Source organism: Pseudomonas sp. SA195 (assembly GCF_054131565.1).
This window is the reverse complement of record NZ_CP096392.1, coordinates 3,643,749-3,661,642: the sequence shown is the minus strand read 5'-3', so window position 1 is coordinate 3,661,642 and position 17,894 is coordinate 3,643,749. Positions and strand designations below refer to the sequence as shown.

Below are 17,894 nucleotides of genomic sequence, written 5' to 3'. Positions count from 1 at the left end.
AACATGATGTCGACGACCAAGTTCGTCCTGCTTTACCTGCTCAATAGCCTGTTCTGGAAGTGGATCATCAGCTGGGGTGGCGCGCAGTTTCTGGAAGGCTGGAAGAGTTTTTTCATCATCGACTGGTTCACCTGGGGCTGGACGGCCGAGCAGATTCGCTTGTACGCACTCGTCGTCTGGGTGTTCTCCACACTGTTTTTCCTGGTCGGGTTGTTCAGGCCCGAGTGGCGGTTCTAGCCGCCGCGCCCGCCCCAACACGCAACCCGGTTTTCTTCAGAATGCGGCTGCTGACGAGCATGTCGTCGCTGCGGCAGGCAACGCCAAGCAGGCGGCGGATCTCGGCGCGGTAGGCTTCGATCTCTTCGGCGCTGCGGCCGTGCACCATTGCGAACAGGTTGTAATGCCAGCCCGGCCGGCGTGGGCGACGATAGCAATGGCTGACGAAGGGCTGCCCGCCGATCAGCGGGCCGAGCCGGGCGATCTCGGTGTCATCCACTTCCCAGACCGTCATGCCGTTGTGCCGATAGCCCAGGCGATAGTGATTGGGCACTGCAGCGATACGCCGAATGGCGCCTTCGGCCTGCAATCGCTGCAAGAGGCCAAGCGTGGCCTCGACGCTGATCTCCAGCCGTTCGGCTACCCAGGCCCACGGATCATCGACCAACGGCAGACCCGCTTCGGTCAGCGCGACCAGCCGCGTCTCCAGCGTGGCGATGCCAGGATCAGACGGGTCGCAAGGCTCAGACGGCAAAGTGCAGGCCGACATGGTAGGTCTCCTCCTTGGGCAGGTTGAGCACCGGCAGGCCCGTCTCGGACTCGATGCGAGCAATGGTCTCGGTAATACCTTCGGGCGTTGCGCAACCGAGCACGAACCACATGTTCCAGGCGTGTTCGCGGCGGTAGTTATGCGCGACCTCCGGCATGGCCGCGAGCTGTTCGGCGACCTCGTCGAAGCGCGCCTCGGGCACCGAAAGCGCGGCAAGGGTAAAGGCGCCGCCGAGCCGCTCGATATCGAACATCGGGCCGAAGCGGGTCAGGGTGCCGTCGTCGAGCAGCGCCTGGACGCGCTCACGCAGCTGTTCCGGCGCGGCGCCGAGCTCATCGGCCAGCGCCTGCCAGGGGTAGCGAACCAGCGGCAGGCCGTGCTGCAGGCGATTGATCAGGCGGCGGTCGAACTCATCCATGGGCGGACTCCGGCGCGGGCGGCGGTGCGTAGCGGCCACCGCACTGCTTGAATGCACGGGTGCTGAACAGCAATTGATGCGGGACCTGGCTCAGCCCGTGCTCGGCCAGCAGCGCCTCGATCAGCACGATGACCTGCTGGCGCTCGCGCCCGTGGACCATGCAGAACAGGTTATAGGGCCAGTCGGGCAGGCGCCGTGGACGCTGGTAGCAAAGGTTGATGCCGCGGGCCTGGCCGAGTGCGCCACCGACCTCGTCGACGCGATCATCGGGGATATCCATCACCAGCATGGCGTTGGCACGAAAGCCCAGGGCGCGGTGCTTGAGTACCAGCCCGACACGGCGAAACAGCCCGCCCTCGCTCCAACGCCTGACTTGTTCAAGCACGGCCTCTTCGGTCGCACCGACGCGCTCGGCCAGCACCTGGTAGGGGCGCGCGGCCAGCGGCAGGCCGGCTTCGAGAAGGCGCCGCAGCTGCAGGGCCTGAAAATCGTCGAGGAGGGCGTTCATGATGCGTCTCCGATCGGAAAACCAAGATCGATGCGGTAGGCCGCCTGCATGGGCAGGTCGAGGGGGCTCAGCCCGGTCTGACGCTCGATCCGCGCAAGCAGTGCGTCGATATGTGGGCGATCCGGCCCGGTGAGCACGAACCAAAGGTTGTAGACGTGCTCGCGAAGGTAGTTGTGGTTGACCTCCGGCAGCTGGTTGATCTGCTCGGCGACGTCCTCAAGCCGATCCTCCGGCACGGCCAGGGCTACCAGGGTGCTGGCGCCGGCGCGGCTGTGCTCGAACACCGGACCGATGCGCGACAGGCCGCCGTCGTGCTCCAGGCTTTCGAGGCAGGCGAGCACGTCCGCTTCGCTGCAATCGAGCGCTTCGGCCATGGCACGATAGGGCTCGGCGCACAGCGGCATGCCGTGTTGGAAGCGGTCGATCAGGCGGCGGCTGAGGGTATCGATGTGCATGTCATAGCCCTGTCTCGTGTGCGCGGCTACTGAAAAAGATGCCGCTCGGGCTCTCGGCCGGCAGCCGCTTGATCTGCTTCAAGGTGTAGGGGTCCCAGACCTGCAGCTCGTTGCCGTCGCGAACCGACAGCCAGAGCTGGTCGCCGCGCGCCGTAAATTCCATGTGCAACACGGCCGGACCGGGTTCGAGCGTGGCGATGATTTCGTGGGTCTCGCTGTCGATGACCTGCACCTTGCCGTTATTCGGGTGCGCAAAGTTGACCCAGATTTGCCGTGCATCCGGTCGCGCCATGACGAACACCGGTTGGCCGGCGACATCGATGGCGTCGGTCTGCTTCCAGTTTTTTGAATCCATCACCAGCACACGGTGCTGGCCGATCGCTGGGACAAACGTCTGGTCGCCCGCGACCGTCCAGCCCTCCAGGTGCGGCATCTTGTAGACCGGTAGCTTCTCCTGGCCACGGCCGTAACCGTCGAGGATGCGCTCGACGCCGCGCGCTGTGTGCCAGAGGTCGATCTTGGCCATGCCGTCCTCGCCGAACAGGCCAGCGATGTAATAGCGGCCTTCGGGCGTGAGCAGGGCATCGTAGGGCTGCTTGCCGATGTTCTCGAAGCGCGTGACCTTTGGTGTGTTGCCTTCGCTGAAGTCCAGCAGCCACGTCTCGTCTGTGTCGAACAGGCTATAGATGAACCGTCGCCCCGGGGCGTCGATCACGCCGACGACACGTGAGTTGCGACTACCGTCAGCGAGCGGCGTGGCGGGCACGTCCGCTACGAGCTCCAGCGTTTGGGCGTCGAAAACTTTCACGCCGCCCGGCTCGTAGTTGCCGACGGCGATCAGCTTGCCGTCCTGGCTGATGGCGCCGCCGATGCTGTTGCCGCCCTGTACGACGCGCTTGTCGATGCGTTGCTCGAGCAGGTCGACTTTGGTCAACCCGCCGTCACGGCCGAAGACATAGGCGAAACGCTCGTCGCGGGAGAACACCACCGAGGCGTGGGACAGGTCGCCCAGCCCCTCGATGCGCGCCAGGCGCGTCTGGCCGCTGGTTTCGACGATCTGCAGGGTGCCACTCGCGCGTTCGACCACCACGCCCAGGTCGCCGGTGCCACGCAGGGGTTGTTGGGCGCAGGCGCCGAGCAGGCTTGCCGCGGCGAGCAGCAGGATCGGGCGAATCATGGCTGTGGATATCCTTGCAGAAGTTGATCGACCAGCCAGGCGATGTCCTGCTCGTTGAGCAGCGCATTCCAGCCGGGCATGGCGGTGCCTGGCCGCCCGTGGGTCACGGTGGCAATCAGGCTTTCTCGGGGTTTGCCGGCAAGCGCCTCGCGGGTCAGTGCGGGGCCGAGGCCGCCGGTCATGCGCAGGCCGTGGCAGGAACCGCAGTCCTGCAAGAGCAGGTTGCCTAGCTGAGCCTGGCGTTCGGCGGTAGGGCCGTTGGCCAGGGCAGCGGAATGAGGAAGGAGGGACACCAGGGTGAGCCCCAAACCGATAACTGCATGTCGGGACCGGATCATGATGTCCTCCTGGGGATTACTTCAGGCTCAAAACCCACTCAGCGAGGGCTTTGGCTTCTTCGTCGGTGACTGGGTTTGGCGGCATCGGGATCGGGCCCCAGTTGCCTTGGGTGCCGTTCTTGATGTGGCCGGCGAGCAGGTCGGCAGCGCCATCCTGGCCGGCGTACTTGGCGGCAACTTCCTTCAGTGCCGGACCAACCAGCTTCGCGTCGATGCTGTGGCAGGCGGCGCAAGGCTTGCTCTTGAACAGCGCTTCACCGTCCTGCGCCACGGCGGGCTGCAGAACCACGGCGCCGCCCAGGGCAAGCAGTGGGATTAGAAACTTCTTCATGAGTTACTTCCTCAAGGCTAATTGGGGGGATCTTGGCGTCCCCCCGGTTTGCACTCAGTACACGTCGTGCTGAGTGTTATGGACGTTAAATTTACCGGTCGGGGTAATCAATCTTTTGTCCTTGATCACCTTTTTCAGCTTTAACGTCTTGTCATCGACCACGACGATGGCCGATTGCTCCTCCTGGCCGCTCCATACCGAGAACCAGACTTCGTCACCCGCCTCGTTGTATTCCGGCTGCACGACGCGCTTGGCACCGTCCTTCAGGCCGGACCATTCGCCGATCGGCAGCACGGTGTAGCCGGCGCCCAGGTCGTTGATATTGAACACGGCGGCCGACTGGCTGATCTTGGCGTCCGGGTTGAAGGTGGTGTCCAGGTAGATGTGGTTGGATTTCGGGTGGGTCTTGATGAACAGCGAGCCACCGCCCTGGCCTTTGAGCGTCTCGACGACTTTCCAGGCCTGGTCGGGATGCTTGTCCGGGTCGGTGCCGATTAGCGAGATGGTTTCGTCGCCCAGGTGGCTGGTCGCCCAGACCGGACCGTAGGTCGGGTGAACGAAGTTGGCGCCGCGGCCGGGGTGCGGGATCTTGCCTACGTCGACCAGCGCAGCGAGTTTGCGGTCCTTGGAATCGATCACCGCCACCTTGTTCGAGTTGTTGGCCGCCGTCATGAAGTAACGGTGAGTCACGTCCCAGCCGCCGTCATGCAGGAAGGGCGCGGTGCCGATGATGGTGGTCGAAATGTTTTCGATGTCCTCGTAGTTGACCAGCATGACCTTGCCGGTTTCCTTGACGTTGACGATGAACTCCGGGTGCTCGTGCGAGGCGATTATCGCGGCTACGCGGGGCTCCGGGTGGTATTCCTGCGTGCCGACGGTCATGCCGCGGGTCGAGACGATCTGCAGCGGCTCGAGGGTCTCGCCGTCCATGATCGTGTACTGCGGCGGCCAGTAGTCGCCGGCGATCACGTACTTGTCCTCGTAGCCCTTGTACTTCGACGTCTCGACCGAACGGGCTTCGATACCGACCTTGATTTCGGCAACCTTGGTTGGCTCCTTGGCCCAGAGGTCGATCATGTCGATCTTGGCGTCGCGACCGATCACGAACAGGTAGCGGCCGGAGGCGGACATGCGCGAGATGTGTACCGCGTAGCCGGTGTCGATGGTTTTGACGATTTCCTTGGTGTTGCCATCGATCAGCGCGATCTTGCCGTCGTCACGCAGGGTGACCGAGAACAGATTCGGCAGATCCAGCTTGTTCATTTGCTTGGTCGGCCGGTCTTCAGGTTTGACCAGCACGTGCCAGGTGTCCTTCATCTGGGCCATGCCCCACTCGGGCGGGGTCGGCGGGGTGTGCTGGATGAATTTCGCCATGAGCGTGATTTCATCTTTGGTCAGCGCGTTGGACGTTCCCCAGTTCGGCATGCCCGCCGGCGAGCCGTAGGTAATCAGGGCTTCGAGGAACTGCTGGCCGCGTTCCTGCGTGATGTCGGGCGTCAGCGGCTTGCCGGTCGCGCCCTTGCGCAGCACGCCGTGGCAGCCAGCGCAGCGCTGGAAGTAGATTTCCTTGGCCTTTTCGAATTCGGCTGCGTTCAGGTCCGGTGCACCGGGCGTATGGACGACCTGGGCACTGGCCGGATCGATGGTGGTCGCTTCGCCCTTGAGCGCCGCGTTGGCGTTTTCCGCGTTCACCGCAGCCTGGGCGACGGCCAGACCAAGAAGTGAAAGGCCGGCGAGTACGCCTGCCAGTAATGGTTTGCTCATACCTTTTCTCCTCTGACCGCGTCGTGCGGTTCCTGCTAATGGCAACGGTGTGGCAGTTCCTGGATTTCGCTGTGTGCGGGTGCATCCTATGGCGAGGCCGTTGGCGGAGCGCTTGATGACAATCAAGAGTCGATTCGTGATCCCCCGGGCGTGACGCCGTGTCGCGGGGCGCACGGTTGCAGATCCGTACTGGGAAGCCCGGCCAGCGGCTATTTCGCCTCGGGCTTGACCGTAATCAAGCTTCGCCGGCGGATGGCTTGAGGCAGGGGCGGGGCAGGGCTAGCGTGGCGGCATCCGATTTTTCCAACCGCTGCAGTGAGGTATTGCCCATGAACGCGCCCGAGACGCTCTTCGGCCCGGCAGGTGCTCCGTTCTATCAGTCACTAGGTAACGAAGAGGCGCTCTTCGAGCAGGCCTGGCGCCATGGCATGCCGGTGCTGATCAAGGGGCCGACCGGCTGCGGCAAGACCCGCTTCGTGCAATACATGGCGCACCGGCTGAACCTGCCGCTGTACACCGTCGCCTGCCATGACGACCTCAGCGCCACCGACCTGGTCGGCCGCCATCTGATCGGTGCCGAGGGCACCTGGTGGCAAGACGGCCCGCTGACCCGCGCGGTGCGCGAGGGCGGCATCTGCTACCTGGACGAAGTGGTCGAGGCTCGCCAGGACACCGCTGTGGTACTGCACCCACTGGCCGACGACCGCCGCGAGCTGTTCATCGAGCGCACTGGCGAGACGCTCAAGGCGCCGCCGGGCTTCATGCTGGTGGTCAGTTACAACCCCGGTTACCAGAACCTGCTCAAGGGCATGAAGCCAAGCACGCGCCAGCGTTTCGTGGCGATGCGCTTCGACTACCCGCCGGCTGAAGAGGAAGTGCGCATCGTCGCCAACGAGGCCCAGGTGGACGTGCAGTTGGCCGCGCAGGTGGTCAAGCTCGGCCAGGCCCTGCGCCGGCTCGAACAACATGATCTGGAAGAGGTCGCCTCGACCCGCCTGCTGATCTTTACCGCGCGCATGATCGGAGCCGGGATGAACCCGCGCGAGGCCTGCCTGGCGTGCCTGGCAGAGCCTCTGTCGGATGATGCGCAGACCGTCGCGGCGCTGATGGATGTGGTCGATGTCCACTTCGCTTGAGGTCTCGCATGGCCGTCGCCTGCCCGGCGACCTGGCGATGTGGTTCTTCATCCTCGCCGAGCTGACCGTCTTCGCGATCCTGATCCTTGCTTTTGCCGTGGCGCAGTGGCTCGATCCCGCACTGTTCCGCGAAAGCCGGGCCGCATTGGATACGTCCATGGGCCTGGCGCTGACGCTGAGCCTGCTGACGTCCGGGCTGCTCGCCGCGCTGGCGGTCGAGCAGGTGCGCGGGGGGCGCGGACGACGAGCCGGCCTGCTGCTGGGCGCCGCACTGGCTTCGTCCTGCATCTACGTCGTGCTCAAGCTCGGTGAGTATGCGCACCTGGCTTCACTCGGCCTGGGGCTCGAGCACGACACCTTCTTCACCCTGTACTGGATCCTGACGGGCTTCCACTTCCTGCACGTGCTGCTCGGAATGGTCATCCTCGGCTGGATGGCGCTGCGCAGTTATCGCGGCCAGTACCGGCTGGACGACTGCGCCGGGCTCGAATCCGGAGTGCTCTACTGGCACATGGTGGACATGGTCTGGGTGGTGCTGTTTCCGCTTGTATACGTAATCGACTGACGAGGTCGCGATGTCCGCTTCGAAGGTGCTGGTCGGCTGCTGGCTGGCGCTGGCGCTACTCTCGACCGCAACGGTGGTGCTCGGCAATGCCGGCTCGACCCTGCTGCTCGCCGGTGCGGTGCTTGCCGTCGCGCTGGTCAAGGCCTGGGTCATCACCGAAGGCTTCATGGAACTGCGCCACGCCCCCGTGATGTGGCGCCTGCTGCTGCTCGGCTGGCCACTGGCGATGGCGGGCGGGGTTTTGCTGGTGATGAGCCTGTAACGCATACGCCAAAGCGTCGGCACGGTCGCAGGCAGAGCCTGCTCCTACAGGGGGCGACGTCGGCGAACGGTGAACCCACGCCGAGCCGTGTAGGAGCCAGCTTGCTGGCGATCAGTGCTTCGGTATGGCTTTCGCCTTCATCAATCTGCGCGGCGAGTGACCAAATCTTCGGATCGCGAGCAAGCTCGCTCCTACGAAAAGCGTCCGGCTGGGCAGGCGATCCGTACTTGCATGATCTGAAACAGGCCTCCCGGACCTGTAGGAGCGGGCTCTGCCCGCGACCTGGTGTGTACAACACGCACACGGTCGCAGGCAGAGCCTGCTCCTACAGGGGCGACGTCGGCGAACGGTGACCTCACGCCGAGCCATGTAAGACCCAGCTTGCTGGCGATCAGTGCTTCGGTATGGAATTCGCTCTCATCAATCAGCGCAGTGAGTGACCGAATCTTCGGGTCGCGAGCCAGCTCACTGGCGATCCGTATCCGTCGCTAAAACCCGACCTTCACGTTCAGGTTTTTCTTGATTGTCATCAAGCAGGTTTCGATAGCTCCCTTCTTAAACTGGCCTCGCCAAGCCATGAGGAGGCGACCATGTCCGAGACCTTCACCAAAGGAATGGCCAGGAACATCTACTTCGGAGGAAGCGTCTTTTTCCTCCTCGTATTCCTGGGCCTGACCTATCACACAGAGCAGACCTTTCCAGATCGATCCAACGAGTCGGAGATTTCCGAAGCGGTGGTTCGCGGTAAAGCGATCTGGGAAAACAACAACTGCATCGGCTGCCACAGCCTGCTCGGTGAAGGTGCCTACTTCGCGCCGGAGCTGGGGAACGTGTTCGAACGACGTGGTGGCGATGCGGCCTTCAAGCCGTTCCTGCAAGCCTGGATGAAAGCCCAGCCGCTGGGTGCACCGGGTCGCCGCGCGATGCCGCAGTTCCACCTCAGTGACCAGGAAGTCGACGATATGGCCGAGTTCCTCAAGTGGACCTCCAAGGTCAACACCAACGGCTGGCCGCCAAACAAGGAAGGCTGATCGTGGGCAATTCTGAATTCGATTCCACCCTAGGAGGGCCACGAGATGGGCATTCTTAATCCGCATCTCAAATTCCAATCGCAGGCCGTCGCCAAACCCTACTTCGTGTTTGCGCTGATCCTGTTTGTCGGGCAAATCCTGTTCGGTCTGATCATGGGTTTGCAGTATGTAGTCGGTGACTTTCTGTTCCCGCTGCTGCCATTCAACGTGGCGCGCATGGTGCACACCAACCTGCTGATCGTCTGGTTGCTGTTCGGCTTCATGGGCGCGGCCTACTACCTCATCCCCGAGGAAGCGGACCGCGAACTTCACAGCCCGAAGCTGGCCGTCATCCTGTTCTGGGTGTTCGCCGCCGCCGGCGTGCTGACCATCCTCGGCTACCTGTTCCTGCCTTATGCGGGGCTGGCCGCGCTCACCGGCAACGACCTGCTGCCGACCATGGGCCGCGAGTTCCTCGAGCAGCCGACAATCACTAAGGCCGGCATCGTCGTGGTGGCCTTGGGCTTCCTCTACAACGTCGGCATGACCATGCTCAAAGGCCGCAAGACCACGATCAGCATGGTCATGATGACGGGCCTGATCGGCCTGGCGGTGTTCTTCCTGTTCTCCTTCTACAACCCGGAAAACCTGGTGCGCGACAAGTACTACTGGTGGTTCGTGGTGCACCTGTGGGTTGAAGGCGTGTGGGAACTGATCATGGGTTCGATGCTGGCCTTCGTCCTGATCAAGATCACCGGCGTGGACCGTGAAGTGATAGAGAAGTGGCTCTACGTGATCATCGCCATGGCCCTGATCACCGGCATCATCGGCACTGGCCACCACTTCTTCTGGATCGGTGCGCCTGAAGTCTGGTTGTGGCTGGGTTCGATCTTCTCCGCCCTGGAACCGCTGCCCTTCTTCGCCATGGTGCTGTTCTCCCTGAACATGGTGAGCCGCCGTCGTCGCCAGCACCCCAACAAGGCTGCGTCCTACTGGGCCATCGGCACGACCGTGACTGCATTCTTCGGCGCTGGCGTGTGGGGCTTCCTGCACACCCTGGCTCCGGTGAACTACTACACCCACGGCTCGCAAATCACCGCCGCCCACGGCCACCTGGCCTTCTACGGTGCCTACGCGATGATCGTCATGACCATGATCAGCTACGCCATGCCACGGTTGCGCGGCCTGGGTGAAGCACCCGATGCCCGTGCTCAGCGCGTCGAGATCTGGGGCTTCTGGCTGATGACCATGTCGATGGTGGCGATCACCCTGTTCCTCACCGCCGCCGGCGTGGTGCAGGTCTGGCTGCAGCGGATCCCGGCCGATGGCGCTGCGATGTCCTTCATGAACACCGCTGACCAATTGGCCATCTTCTTCTGGCTGCGGCTGATCGCCGGGGTGGTCTTCCTGATTGGGCTGGTCTGCTACCTGTACAGCTTCAAGCAGCGTGGCCGGGTGCCGGCCGACATCACCGCCGCCGTTGCTGCGGCCTGAGGCGAGACGCTGATGTAACCGACGGCCCGGCTGACCCAGCGGGCCGTTTCTGTTTTCGAATTGCGCTACGGAGTGATTGCCATGGCCTTTACCATCGAAGTCGAAGAGTGGGTCGGCAGCGTCTGGCACCGCTTCATCACCCGTCGCGCCAGCCCGGATTTCCCCGAGGCAGCCGTCACTCTCGACAGCATGCAACGCCCGCTCTCGGTGCTGTTTCGCGCCATGGGCGGCGCCAGCGGGGTGGATGTCGGCGCCGCCAACGCGCGTGACCTGATGCTGCGTCGCAACCTGCTGCAACAGGTCGCCGGAACCTGCAAGCAATTGCCGGTCGCCTGGTGTGATGCCAGCAACTTGCGCCTGCCGCAAAGCCTGGCCGTCTATCCTGAGCGATCCCTCAACGAAGACCTCTACCGCTGGCTCGCGCTGCTCGCCGCCCAAGCCGGTGAAATGCGCCACTGGGCGCGTGACAACCAACGCTGGACTCAGGCCATCCTCGAGCGCTTCCCTGCCATGCGGCCGCGCTATCGCCGGCTGGTCGAGGCGCACCTGCAACTGCGGCCCGACCCGGCCAGCCTGCCCAAGGCCGAAGGCGCGCTGGAGCAGGCGCTGTGCCAGGCCCTGCGCGAGCCGGGCAGTGTCGTGCAATTCCCGCGTAGCGAGGTCGCACCTTGGCCGCTGCCGATGTGGCTGTACCCGGCCGAGAATCTCGGTGCGCCCCAGGCCACCGACCTTGGCGAGGAGGATCAGGACAACCACCTCAGGGCACCGTCTGCCGAACAGAAGAGCATGCGCAAGCGGGCCAAGCGCGTCGAGGAGACGACCAGTAAGAGCGGGCTGATGATCTTCCGTTTGGAAAACCTGTTCAGCTGGTCCGAACACATCGAACTGGACCGCCAGGGCGACGACAGCGAGGACGAGGATGCGGCGCGCGTCGCCGATGACCTAGACGAGATTGCGCTGTCGCGCCAGCGCATGCGCAAGGGCGGCGGCCTGAAATTGCATCTGGATCTGCCGCCGAGCGATGTCGACGACATCCCGCTGGGCGAGGGCATCAAGCTGCCCGAGTGGGATTACCGCAAGCAGCGGCTGCAAGACGATTTCGTCAACCTGCAGATGATGTTGCCGCGCGGCTCGGAGCCCAAGGGCCTGCCGCTGCATCTCAGCCCGCTCGCCCGCAAGCTGCGCCGCCAGTTCGAGCATTTGCGCAGCGACCGCCAATGGCTGCGTGCGCAACCCCAGGGCTCGGAGCTGGACATGCAGGCCTGGCTGGATTTTCACGTCGAGCGGCAGCACGGCCAGTGCGCCGAGCGCGGGCTGTTCATGGAACAGCGGCAAAACCGTCGCGATCTGGCCTGCCTGCTGCTGGCCGACCTGTCCATGTCAACCGACGCGCACCTGGACGATGAGCACAAGGTGATCGACGTCATTACCGACAGCCTGCTGCTGTTCGGCGAGGCGCTGTCGGCGGTGGGGGACGACTTCGCGCTGTATGGTTTTTCCTCGCTGCGCCGGCAACAAGTGCGCATGCAGGAGCTCAAGCGTTTCGGCCAACGCTACGGCGATGACACCCGCGGTCGCATCCAGGCCATGCGCCCGGGTTATTACACCCGCATGGGCGCGGCCATTCGCCAGGCCACCGAGCTGCTGGGTAAATGCAAGCAGCGGCGTAAGCTGCTGTTGCTGGTGACCGACGGCAAGCCTAACGACCTTGACCTCTACGAAGGCCGCTACGGCGTCGAGGACACCCGCCAGGCGGTGCTCGAAGCACGGCGCCAGGGGCTCGTGCCGTTCTGCATCACCATCGACCGCGAGGCCGGCGACTACCTGCCGCACATGTTCGGCGCCAACGGCTTCACCCTGATCAAAGACCCGCAACAGCTGCCGTTCCGCTTGCCGCAGCTGTACCGGCAGTTGACGAAGGAATAGGTGCGTGGAGCTCAGAGCCTAACGCTGCTCGTGTTCTAGCGGCATGTCCGTTCACCTGTAGGAGCCAGCTTGCTGGCGATCCGGGAGGCTTCGGAGTTAGTCGGATCGCCAGCAAGCTGGCTCCTACGAAAGGCGATCGTTGTGGCGCGCTGGCGTGCAGGCAGTCGTCCATCGAGTTGAGCGCGATGGGGAGACAGGTTCGGCTTTGGAGGCAGATGTCTCCGTGGTTACCGCAGAACTACGCCAAACGCCCCAATCGGGGTAAAGCACTCACCTGCAGGAGCCAGCTTGCTGGCGATCCGGGGCTTCGGAGGTGAGCCGATCGCCAGCAAGCTGGCTCCTACGGAACATGCGCGGTGTGGCGCGCTTAGCGTGTAGGCAGTCGTCCATCGATTTGAGCGCGATGGGGAGACAGGTTCGGCATTTGGATGCATTCGCCTCCATGGTTACCGCAGAACTACGCCATACGCCCCAATCGGGGTAAAGCACTCACCTGTAGGAGCCAGCTTGCTGGCGATCCGGGTGGCATCGGAGGTGAGCGGATCGCCAGCAAGCTGGCTCCTACGAAAGGCGTTCGGTTTGGTGCGCCAGTGTGCAGGCTTTGGCAAAGCGCGAAGCGGCCGGCCGCTTCAGCGCGGCAACCACAGGATCATCACCGCGCAGAAGATCGTCAGGGCGATGCAGAAGAGAAGAAACTTGCGCTGCCGGCGAGCGCTGGCCGTGTCGGCAAGGGCGGGGAGGGGCATGCCGCAGTTTTGGCACTCGGCTTCCTGAGGGGGATTTTCGTCTTGGCAGTACAGGCACTTGGGCATGGCAACTTCCTCTTTACTGAAATCAGCTTGCCACGCCCCGTGCTCGTTCCCGGTTGACTGCGATCAACCGTCGCAGAAAGCCCTGGGCTGACTTGCCGTCATTCGAATTGCTCGAGGCGTTCCCGGTCGAGGATGGTGATCTGACGGCCGTCCTGGTCGATGATGTGTTCGTCGATCAGGCGCCGCATGATGCGCGAGAAGGTCTCCGGCTGGATCGATAAATGCCCGGCGATCAGCTGTTTGGCCATGGGCAATTCGAAACTGCTTCCCTCACGTACACGGGACAGTTGGGTCATCAGGTAGCGCACCACACGGTGGGTCGCGTTCTTCAACGACAGGGTCTCGATCTCGTTGATGCGCTGATGCAGGCGCACGCTGAGCTTGCCGAGCAACGCGAAGGACAGGCGTTGGTTGGCCTCGAGCAGGCGCATGTACGCCGCGTTGGAAAACCGGTAGGCCTGCGTCGGGCAAACGGCCTGCGCTGAGGCGACGTAATTGGGCGTGTCCATCAGCATCATGGCTTCGGCGAACGTCTGCCGATTGCCGATGACCTCGAAGACCTTCTCCTGCCCGTCGGGTGTCAGGCGGTAGATCTTCACTGCGCCGGAAATGACGAAATAGAACGAGTGCGCCGGCTCGCCCTGGTGAAAGAGGTTGTCGCCCTTGTCCAGGTTGAGCAATTGGCTGGCACCCATCAGCTCGTCCATCTGCTCGTCGTTCAGCGGCTCGAACAGGTGGTGGCTGCGGAGGATCTGGTTGTGTACGCGGTGAAGCACCATGCAAGGCATCCTGTTTTCTAGGTATGGACGAGGCGATCGTGCGGCGCGGGCGGCGACATCGATCGTCGGGATAGAGCCTAGCCCAGCACACCGGCCGGTTCATTGACGCAGGCCGGTGTCGTGGGCTGGGTAGCGGACGCTAGCGCGGCGTGAGCGGCGCCTCCTGGGGCGCTGTAGGGTTCGCGTGCACCGCCATGTCCAATGCGACGCCGCTGGCCAGCGCCAGGATGGTCGCCATCGCCAATCCCCAGGCCAAAGGTTGGATAACTGCTTTCATATCGCCTCCGCATGTTGCCAGGCGCGCCGGCGGGCGCGCGATGCTCGTCGGGTTACTGGGAAGCCTTGACGAACAGGATGTTGTTTTCAAGGTGAATGTGCTGCATCAGGTCGTCGCGCAGCGCTTCGAGGCCGCGGTAGAGCGCCCGCCAGGTGTTGCAGGCGTTGGCCGGCGGCACGATGTCGTTGGTCAGCGCGGCCAGGCGATCCAGCGCGGCGCCGTGCTGCTCGTGCTCCAAGCGCATCACCGCGATAGGGCCTTGCTCCTGCGGTACGCGCAGGCCGCGGCGGATCATCGGGAAGAGGATCTGCTCCTCCTTGAGCATGTGGCTCTCCAGCTCTTGCTGCATGCTCCACAGGTGCTCGGCGAGCCCGAGCGGGCAGTCCGGCTTGTTGCCGTGGACGTGCTCCACGCGGGTTGCCAGCTGGATCAGCTCGGGGAACTGCTCGCGGTGGCCTTCGTGGTAGCGTTCGAGGATATGGTCGATCAGCTCGCCGGCCGGTGCCTCTCGCCAGTCGGCCTGGGCGTCGGTTTCGCTGCCCAGGGCGGCCAGTTCACTGGCGATCAGCTGAGCGTCCAGCGCGTGATGCGCGGCGGCGTCGAGCAGGCGGGTATTGCCGCCGCAGCAGAAGTCGAGCTTGTACTGGCGGAACACCCGGGTCGCCCCGGGAATCTGGCAGGCGAGGCTGCCCAGCGTCTGTTCGGTCAACGCACTTGTCATGATGAGCGTCCTGATAGGGTGATGTGCCTGGTCCATCGCAAGCGGTGTGCCATCCCTAACTCGTTGATTCTCAGGGGCTAAAAATTAGCTGTGGTTGAAACGACCCGAACGGTTTAGGGTTTAAAAAACCTCGAAGGTAAGAACGACCATGATGGAAGAAGCCCTGCTGGCGGACCTGATCACCGAACTGCCCAATGCGGTGCGTCTGCAGCGCCTCGTGCATACGCTGCACCAGCGCTTTCGCTGCGGTGCCGTGGTGTTGCTGCGTCTGGATGAAGACACCCTGCGCCCGCTGGCCGCGGTGGGGCTGGTGCGCGAAGCCCTGGGGCGGCGCTTCGTGGTGGCGCAGCACCCGCGGCTGGCTGCGATCCTTTCGCAGCGCGAGCCGACCTGGTTCGAGCCGGACAGCCGCCTGCCGGACCCCTATGATGGCTTGCTCGACGAGCGCGTCGGCGAGCCCCTGCCGGTGCATGACTGCATGGGCGTGAGCCTCTACGTGGAGGGCAAGCTATGGGGCGCGCTGACGCTCGATGCGCTGCATGCCGGCACTTTCGATGACGACGCCCGGCGTGATCTGCAGCGCTACACGTTGGTGATCGAGGCGGCGATCCGTATCACGCGTTTGGAGCACGAAAACCGCAGCCTGCGCCTGGCCCGCAGCGACGTGCTCGAAGCCAGCCAGATGCCGCGCGACGGGGAAATCCTCGGCCAGAGCTCGGTGATTCGCGAACTGCTGCGCGAGTTGCAAGTGGTGGCGGATTCCGAGTTGCCCGTGCTGCTGCTGGGCGAGACTGGCGTCGGCAAGGAACTGTTCGCGCGCTGGTTGCACCGCCATTCGCGGCGACGCAACAAGCCGCTGGTGCTGGTCAATTGCGCCGCGTTGCCTGAGTCGCTGGCCGAAAGCGAACTGTTCGGCCACGTCAAAGGCGCGTTTTCCGGGGCGACCACCGATCGCCCGGGGCGGTTCGATGCGGCCAATGGCGGCACCCTGCTGCTCGACGAGGTCGGCGAGCTGCCGCTGGTGGTCCAGGCCAAGCTTCTGCGCACGCTGCAGAACGGCGAAATCCAGCGGTTGGGCGCGGACAAGCCACGGCAGGTCGATGTCCGCATCATCGCGGCGACCAACCGTAACCTGCGCGAGAGCGTACGCGACGGCCATTTTCGGGCGGACCTTTACCACCGGCTGTCCGTGTACCCGGCGCCGATCCCGCCGCTGCGTGAACGCGGCAATGACGTGTTGATCCTCGCCGGTTACTTCCTGGAGCTGAACCGCGCACGCCTGGGGCTGCGCAGCATGCGCCTGTCGCCGGCGGCTGAGCGCGCTCTACTGGGCTATGCCTGGCCGGGCAACGTCCGCGAGCTGGAGCACGTGATCAGCCGCGCCGCGCTGCGACTGCTTAGCCGCGGTGCGGCGCGCAGCGACATCCTCACCCTGGAACCGGACATGCTCGACCTGGACGCCTCAGCCTCCCTGGCGCCGGGCACCGCGGTCGAGGAAACGGCTGCGCCGGAGCCGGGCGAGATCCTTTCCCTACGCGAAACGGTCGATGCCTGCCAGCGACAGGCGATCATCCATGCGCTGGAGGCGAGCGGTGAGAATTGGGCGCAGGCGGCGCGCTTGCTGGATGTCGACCCAAGCAACCTGCACAAGCTGGCGCGGCGGTTGCGGCTCAAGTGACGGGCGCCGCCCGCCGGCTCGAATCAACCGCAAGGGGCGGTGGTCTACTCTGAAATCAATGCAACGGAGGAAACGCCCATGGCTCTCGACCACGACCAGTTCCATGCACTTTTGAACGAGGCGCAGGCGCACGCCGACCGCGCCGCCAGCGAGAGCGATCCGCAACACTACCGGCAGGCCTTCGAGGCGAGCCTCAAGGCCATGCGCCTGCTAGCAGAGGAATCTGGCGCGTGGCGGCAGATGGTGGCGCGTGCGACCGAGGAGTTCGAGGGCGACGAGGGCATCTAGCAGGCCGCATCGCCCCGCATTTAAGTGCTGTGCGCCTTGGCTTTTGTGGTTACAAGCCTGCGGGGCGCCTTGACCTTCATCAATGCCAAGCCGCAAGTGGCTACCTAGACTGCCCGCTTTGCGCCTACTCATGGGCGGCCGCCGGGCTCGCCCGGTGGGCATGAATCGAATGTCTAGGAGTAGCCATGCACCTGGTCTGTCCGGCAGGAAGCCTGCCCGCGCTCAAGGCCGCCGTCCAGCAGGGCGCCGATGCCATCTATGTCGGTTTTCGCGACGACACCAATGCCCGCCATTTCGCCGGGCTGAACCTCGATGAAAAGCAGCTCGACAAGGGCCTGCAGCTGATCCGCGAAAAGCGTCGCCAGCTCTATATCGCCGTCAACACCTACGCGCAGCCCGATGGCTGGTCGCGCTGGCAGCGGGCCGTGGACCAGGCCGCGGACATGGGTGTCGATGCGTTGATTGCGGCAGATCCCGGCGTGCTGGGCTATGCCGCTCGGCGCCATCCGCAGCTCAATCTGCACCTGTCGGTACAGGGCTCGGCGACCAATGCCGAGGCGCTGGCCTTCTATCAGGATCGCTACAACATCAAGCGCGCAGTGCTGCCACGCGTGCTTTCGCTCAAACAGGTCAAGCAAGTGGCAGTGAGCAGCCCGGTGCCGATCGAGGTATTCGCCTTCGGTAGCCTGTGCATCATGGCAGAAGGGCGTTGCCACCTGTCTTCCTACCTCACCGGCGAGTCGCCAAACCTTTGCGGCGTCTGCTCGCCAGCCAAGGCGGTGCGCTGGAGCGAAGAACCTGAAGGCCTGACTTCGCGGCTGAACAACGTGCTGATCGACCGCTACGCCGAAGGTGAGTCAGCCGGTTACCCAACGCTGTGCAAAGGCCGGTTCGTCGTTAATGGCGAGCGCTTTCACGCCCTGGAAGAACCGACCAGCCTGAACACCCTGGACCTGATCCCCGAACTCGCCGCCATTGGCGTGACGGCGATGAAAATCGAAGGGCGGCAACGCAGCCCCGCCTATGTCGAACAGGTGACTCGGGTCTGGCGCGCAGCGCTGGATGCCTACCTGCAGGCACCACAGCGTTACGCCGTGCAGCCGGGGTGGCGCGCCGTACTCGACGGCCTTTCCGAGGGCTCGCAGACCACCCTGGGTGCCTATCACCGCGCCTGGCAATAGAGGAGCCC

At 64.0% G+C, this 17,894-nt stretch carries 22 protein-coding genes; 10 read left to right on the top strand and 12 right to left on the bottom strand.

Annotated features, from left to right (window positions below; translation table 11 throughout):
• Positions 1 to 3 precede the first annotated feature (3 nt).
• The gene (locus M1D78_RS17070; protein ID WP_437421176.1) at positions 4 to 237 is read left to right on the top strand and encodes a hypothetical protein; all 234 of its coding nucleotides are present in this window, start codon (positions 4 to 6) and stop codon (positions 235 to 237) included.
• Here M1D78_RS17070 and ahbB (M1D78_RS17065) read toward each other — a convergent pair.
• From ahbB (M1D78_RS17065) to M1D78_RS17030, 8 genes are read right to left on the bottom strand one after another with little or no spacing between them, the layout of a single operon-like run.
• Entirely contained in the window at positions 215 to 766 is a 552-nt protein-coding gene (ahbB, locus tag M1D78_RS17065; protein ID WP_437421175.1) for a siroheme decarboxylase subunit beta, read from the bottom strand. The genes M1D78_RS17070 and ahbB (M1D78_RS17065) overlap by 23 nt on opposite strands.
• Positions 741 to 1,184 carry an Lrp/AsnC family transcriptional regulator gene (locus tag M1D78_RS17060; protein WP_437421174.1) on the bottom strand — a complete coding sequence of 148 codons (444 nt, stop codon included), beginning with the start codon at positions 1,182 to 1,184 and terminating at the stop codon, positions 741 to 743. Before M1D78_RS17060 ends, ahbB (M1D78_RS17065) begins: the two co-directional genes overlap by 26 nt.
• Positions 1,177 to 1,692: a siroheme decarboxylase subunit beta gene (ahbB, locus tag M1D78_RS17055; protein ID WP_437421173.1), complete on the bottom strand. Its 516-nt coding sequence runs from the start codon at positions 1,690 to 1,692 to the stop codon at positions 1,177 to 1,179. Before ahbB (M1D78_RS17055) ends, M1D78_RS17060 begins: the two co-directional genes overlap by 8 nt.
• Positions 1,689 to 2,147, bottom strand: a complete 459-nt coding sequence (locus M1D78_RS17050) for an Lrp/AsnC family transcriptional regulator (protein ID WP_437421172.1) — start codon at positions 2,145 to 2,147, stop codon at positions 1,689 to 1,691. Before M1D78_RS17050 ends, ahbB (M1D78_RS17055) begins: the two co-directional genes overlap by 4 nt.
• Before the next feature lies 1 nt (position 2,148).
• Complete coding sequence (locus tag M1D78_RS17045) at positions 2,149 to 3,324, bottom strand: cytochrome D1 domain-containing protein (protein WP_437421171.1); 1,176 nt, start codon at positions 3,322 to 3,324, stop codon at positions 2,149 to 2,151.
• Positions 3,321 to 3,662: a c-type cytochrome gene (locus tag M1D78_RS17040; protein WP_437421170.1), complete on the bottom strand. Its 342-nt coding sequence runs from the start codon at positions 3,660 to 3,662 to the stop codon at positions 3,321 to 3,323. The genes M1D78_RS17045 and M1D78_RS17040 overlap by 4 nt, the downstream gene beginning before the upstream one ends.
• Positions 3,663 to 3,678: 16 nt before the next feature.
• Positions 3,679 to 3,993, bottom strand: a complete 315-nt coding sequence (locus tag M1D78_RS17035; RefSeq protein WP_437421169.1) for a c-type cytochrome — start codon at positions 3,991 to 3,993, stop codon at positions 3,679 to 3,681.
• Positions 3,994 to 4,047: 54 nt separating this feature from the next.
• Entirely contained in the window at positions 4,048 to 5,757 is a 1,710-nt protein-coding gene (locus M1D78_RS17030; protein WP_437421168.1) for a cytochrome D1 domain-containing protein, read from the bottom strand.
• Between the two features lie 329 nt (positions 5,758 to 6,086).
• Here M1D78_RS17030 and M1D78_RS17025 point away from each other — a divergent pair, with 329 nt between their 5' ends.
• The 6 genes from M1D78_RS17025 to M1D78_RS17000 all read left to right on the top strand — a co-directional run bounded on the left by M1D78_RS17025 (position 6,087) and on the right by M1D78_RS17000 (position 12,150).
• Complete coding sequence (locus tag M1D78_RS17025) at positions 6,087 to 6,893, top strand: CbbQ/NirQ/NorQ/GpvN family protein (protein WP_437421167.1); 807 nt, start codon at positions 6,087 to 6,089, stop codon at positions 6,891 to 6,893.
• Positions 6,877 to 7,458, top strand: coding sequence for a cytochrome c oxidase subunit 3 (locus tag M1D78_RS17020; RefSeq protein ID WP_437421166.1), 582 nt, complete (start codon positions 6,877 to 6,879; stop codon positions 7,456 to 7,458). Before M1D78_RS17025 ends, M1D78_RS17020 begins: the two co-directional genes overlap by 17 nt.
• Positions 7,459 to 7,468: 10 nt before the next feature.
• Positions 7,469 to 7,720: a cytochrome C oxidase subunit IV family protein gene (locus M1D78_RS17015; RefSeq protein ID WP_437421165.1), complete on the top strand. Its 252-nt coding sequence runs from the start codon at positions 7,469 to 7,471 to the stop codon at positions 7,718 to 7,720.
• Between the two features lie 590 nt (positions 7,721 to 8,310).
• Positions 8,311 to 8,751: a c-type cytochrome gene (locus tag M1D78_RS17010; RefSeq protein WP_437421164.1), complete on the top strand. Its 441-nt coding sequence runs from the start codon at positions 8,311 to 8,313 to the stop codon at positions 8,749 to 8,751.
• A 45-nt stretch (positions 8,752 to 8,796) separates the two neighbouring features.
• On the top strand, positions 8,797 to 10,224 hold the full coding sequence (locus tag M1D78_RS17005; RefSeq protein WP_437421163.1) for a cbb3-type cytochrome c oxidase subunit I: 1,428 nt from the start codon (positions 8,797 to 8,799) through the stop codon (positions 10,222 to 10,224).
• A gap of 81 nt (positions 10,225 to 10,305) precedes the next feature.
• Positions 10,306 to 12,150, top strand: a complete 1,845-nt coding sequence (locus M1D78_RS17000; protein ID WP_437421162.1) for a nitric oxide reductase activation protein NorD — start codon at positions 10,306 to 10,308, stop codon at positions 12,148 to 12,150.
• 629 nt (positions 12,151 to 12,779) lie between these two features.
• Here the strand turns inward: M1D78_RS17000 and M1D78_RS16995 are convergent.
• The 4 genes from M1D78_RS16995 to ytfE form a co-directional block, all read right to left on the bottom strand.
• Entirely contained in the window at positions 12,780 to 12,962 is a 183-nt protein-coding gene (locus tag M1D78_RS16995) for a DnrP protein (RefSeq protein ID WP_437421161.1), read from the bottom strand.
• A gap of 98 nt (positions 12,963 to 13,060) precedes the next feature.
• Entirely contained in the window at positions 13,061 to 13,741 is a 681-nt protein-coding gene (locus M1D78_RS16990; protein WP_437421160.1) for a Crp/Fnr family transcriptional regulator, read from the bottom strand.
• 139 nt (positions 13,742 to 13,880) lie between these two features.
• A complete protein-coding gene (locus M1D78_RS16985; RefSeq protein ID WP_437421159.1) occupies positions 13,881 to 14,018 on the bottom strand; it encodes a hypothetical protein in 138 nt (45 codons plus the stop codon).
• A 52-nt stretch (positions 14,019 to 14,070) separates the two neighbouring features.
• A complete protein-coding gene (gene ytfE, locus M1D78_RS16980; RefSeq protein WP_437421158.1) occupies positions 14,071 to 14,739 on the bottom strand; it encodes an iron-sulfur cluster repair protein YtfE in 669 nt (222 codons plus the stop codon).
• A gap of 148 nt (positions 14,740 to 14,887) precedes the next feature.
• Here ytfE and norR point away from each other — a divergent pair, with 148 nt between their 5' ends.
• The 3 genes from norR to ubiU all read left to right on the top strand — a co-directional run bounded on the left by norR (position 14,888) and on the right by ubiU (position 17,886).
• Entirely contained in the window at positions 14,888 to 16,417 is a 1,530-nt protein-coding gene (gene norR / locus M1D78_RS16975) for a nitric oxide reductase transcriptional regulator NorR (protein ID WP_437421157.1), read from the top strand.
• Between the two features lie 78 nt (positions 16,418 to 16,495).
• Entirely contained in the window at positions 16,496 to 16,705 is a 210-nt protein-coding gene (locus M1D78_RS16970; protein ID WP_437421156.1) for a hypothetical protein, read from the top strand.
• A gap of 185 nt (positions 16,706 to 16,890) precedes the next feature.
• The gene (ubiU, locus tag M1D78_RS16965; protein WP_437421155.1) at positions 16,891 to 17,886 is read left to right on the top strand and encodes a ubiquinone anaerobic biosynthesis protein UbiU; all 996 of its coding nucleotides are present in this window, start codon (positions 16,891 to 16,893) and stop codon (positions 17,884 to 17,886) included.
• The last annotated feature ends 8 nt before the right edge of the window (positions 17,887 to 17,894 follow it).

Excerpts from the sequence above, each read along its gene's own strand:
- M1D78_RS16985 (WP_437421159.1), bottom strand. The coding sequence starts at position 14,018 with ATGAAAGCAGTTATCCAACCTTTGGCCTGGGGATTGGCGATGGCGACC.
- M1D78_RS16970 (WP_437421156.1), top strand. The coding sequence starts at position 16,496 with ATGGCTCTCGACCACGACCAGTTCCATGCACTTTTGAACGAGGCGCAG.
- M1D78_RS17010 (WP_437421164.1), top strand. The coding sequence starts at position 8,311 with ATGTCCGAGACCTTCACCAAAGGAATGGCCAGGAACATCTACTTCGGA.
- M1D78_RS17045 (WP_437421171.1), bottom strand. The coding sequence starts at position 3,324 with ATGATTCGCCCGATCCTGCTGCTCGCCGCGGCAAGCCTGCTCGGCGCC.
- M1D78_RS17035 (WP_437421169.1), bottom strand. The coding sequence starts at position 3,993 with ATGAAGAAGTTTCTAATCCCACTGCTTGCCCTGGGCGGCGCCGTGGTT.
- M1D78_RS17040 (WP_437421170.1), bottom strand. The coding sequence starts at position 3,662 with ATGATCCGGTCCCGACATGCAGTTATCGGTTTGGGGCTCACCCTGGTG.
- M1D78_RS16990 (WP_437421160.1), bottom strand. The coding sequence starts at position 13,741 with ATGGTGCTTCACCGCGTACACAACCAGATCCTCCGCAGCCACCACCTG.
- ytfE (WP_437421158.1), bottom strand. The coding sequence starts at position 14,739 with ATGACAAGTGCGTTGACCGAACAGACGCTGGGCAGCCTCGCCTGCCAG.
- norR (WP_437421157.1), top strand. The coding sequence starts at position 14,888 with ATGATGGAAGAAGCCCTGCTGGCGGACCTGATCACCGAACTGCCCAAT.
- M1D78_RS17015 (WP_437421165.1), top strand. The coding sequence starts at position 7,469 with ATGTCCGCTTCGAAGGTGCTGGTCGGCTGCTGGCTGGCGCTGGCGCTA.
- M1D78_RS17070 (WP_437421176.1), top strand. The coding sequence starts at position 4 with ATGATGTCGACGACCAAGTTCGTCCTGCTTTACCTGCTCAATAGCCTG.
- M1D78_RS17060 (WP_437421174.1), bottom strand. The coding sequence starts at position 1,184 with ATGGATGAGTTCGACCGCCGCCTGATCAATCGCCTGCAGCACGGCCTG.
- M1D78_RS17000 (WP_437421162.1), top strand. The coding sequence starts at position 10,306 with ATGGCCTTTACCATCGAAGTCGAAGAGTGGGTCGGCAGCGTCTGGCAC.
- M1D78_RS16995 (WP_437421161.1), bottom strand. The coding sequence starts at position 12,962 with ATGCCCAAGTGCCTGTACTGCCAAGACGAAAATCCCCCTCAGGAAGCC.
- ubiU (WP_437421155.1), top strand. The coding sequence starts at position 16,891 with ATGCACCTGGTCTGTCCGGCAGGAAGCCTGCCCGCGCTCAAGGCCGCC.
- M1D78_RS17030 (WP_437421168.1), bottom strand. The coding sequence starts at position 5,757 with ATGAGCAAACCATTACTGGCAGGCGTACTCGCCGGCCTTTCACTTCTT.
- M1D78_RS17005 (WP_437421163.1), top strand. The coding sequence starts at position 8,797 with ATGGGCATTCTTAATCCGCATCTCAAATTCCAATCGCAGGCCGTCGCC.
- M1D78_RS17050 (WP_437421172.1), bottom strand. The coding sequence starts at position 2,147 with ATGCACATCGATACCCTCAGCCGCCGCCTGATCGACCGCTTCCAACAC.
- M1D78_RS17020 (WP_437421166.1), top strand. The coding sequence starts at position 6,877 with ATGTCCACTTCGCTTGAGGTCTCGCATGGCCGTCGCCTGCCCGGCGAC.
- ahbB (WP_437421175.1), bottom strand. The coding sequence starts at position 766 with ATGTCGGCCTGCACTTTGCCGTCTGAGCCTTGCGACCCGTCTGATCCT.
- ahbB (WP_437421173.1), bottom strand. The coding sequence starts at position 1,692 with ATGAACGCCCTCCTCGACGATTTTCAGGCCCTGCAGCTGCGGCGCCTT.
- M1D78_RS17025 (WP_437421167.1), top strand. The coding sequence starts at position 6,087 with ATGAACGCGCCCGAGACGCTCTTCGGCCCGGCAGGTGCTCCGTTCTAT.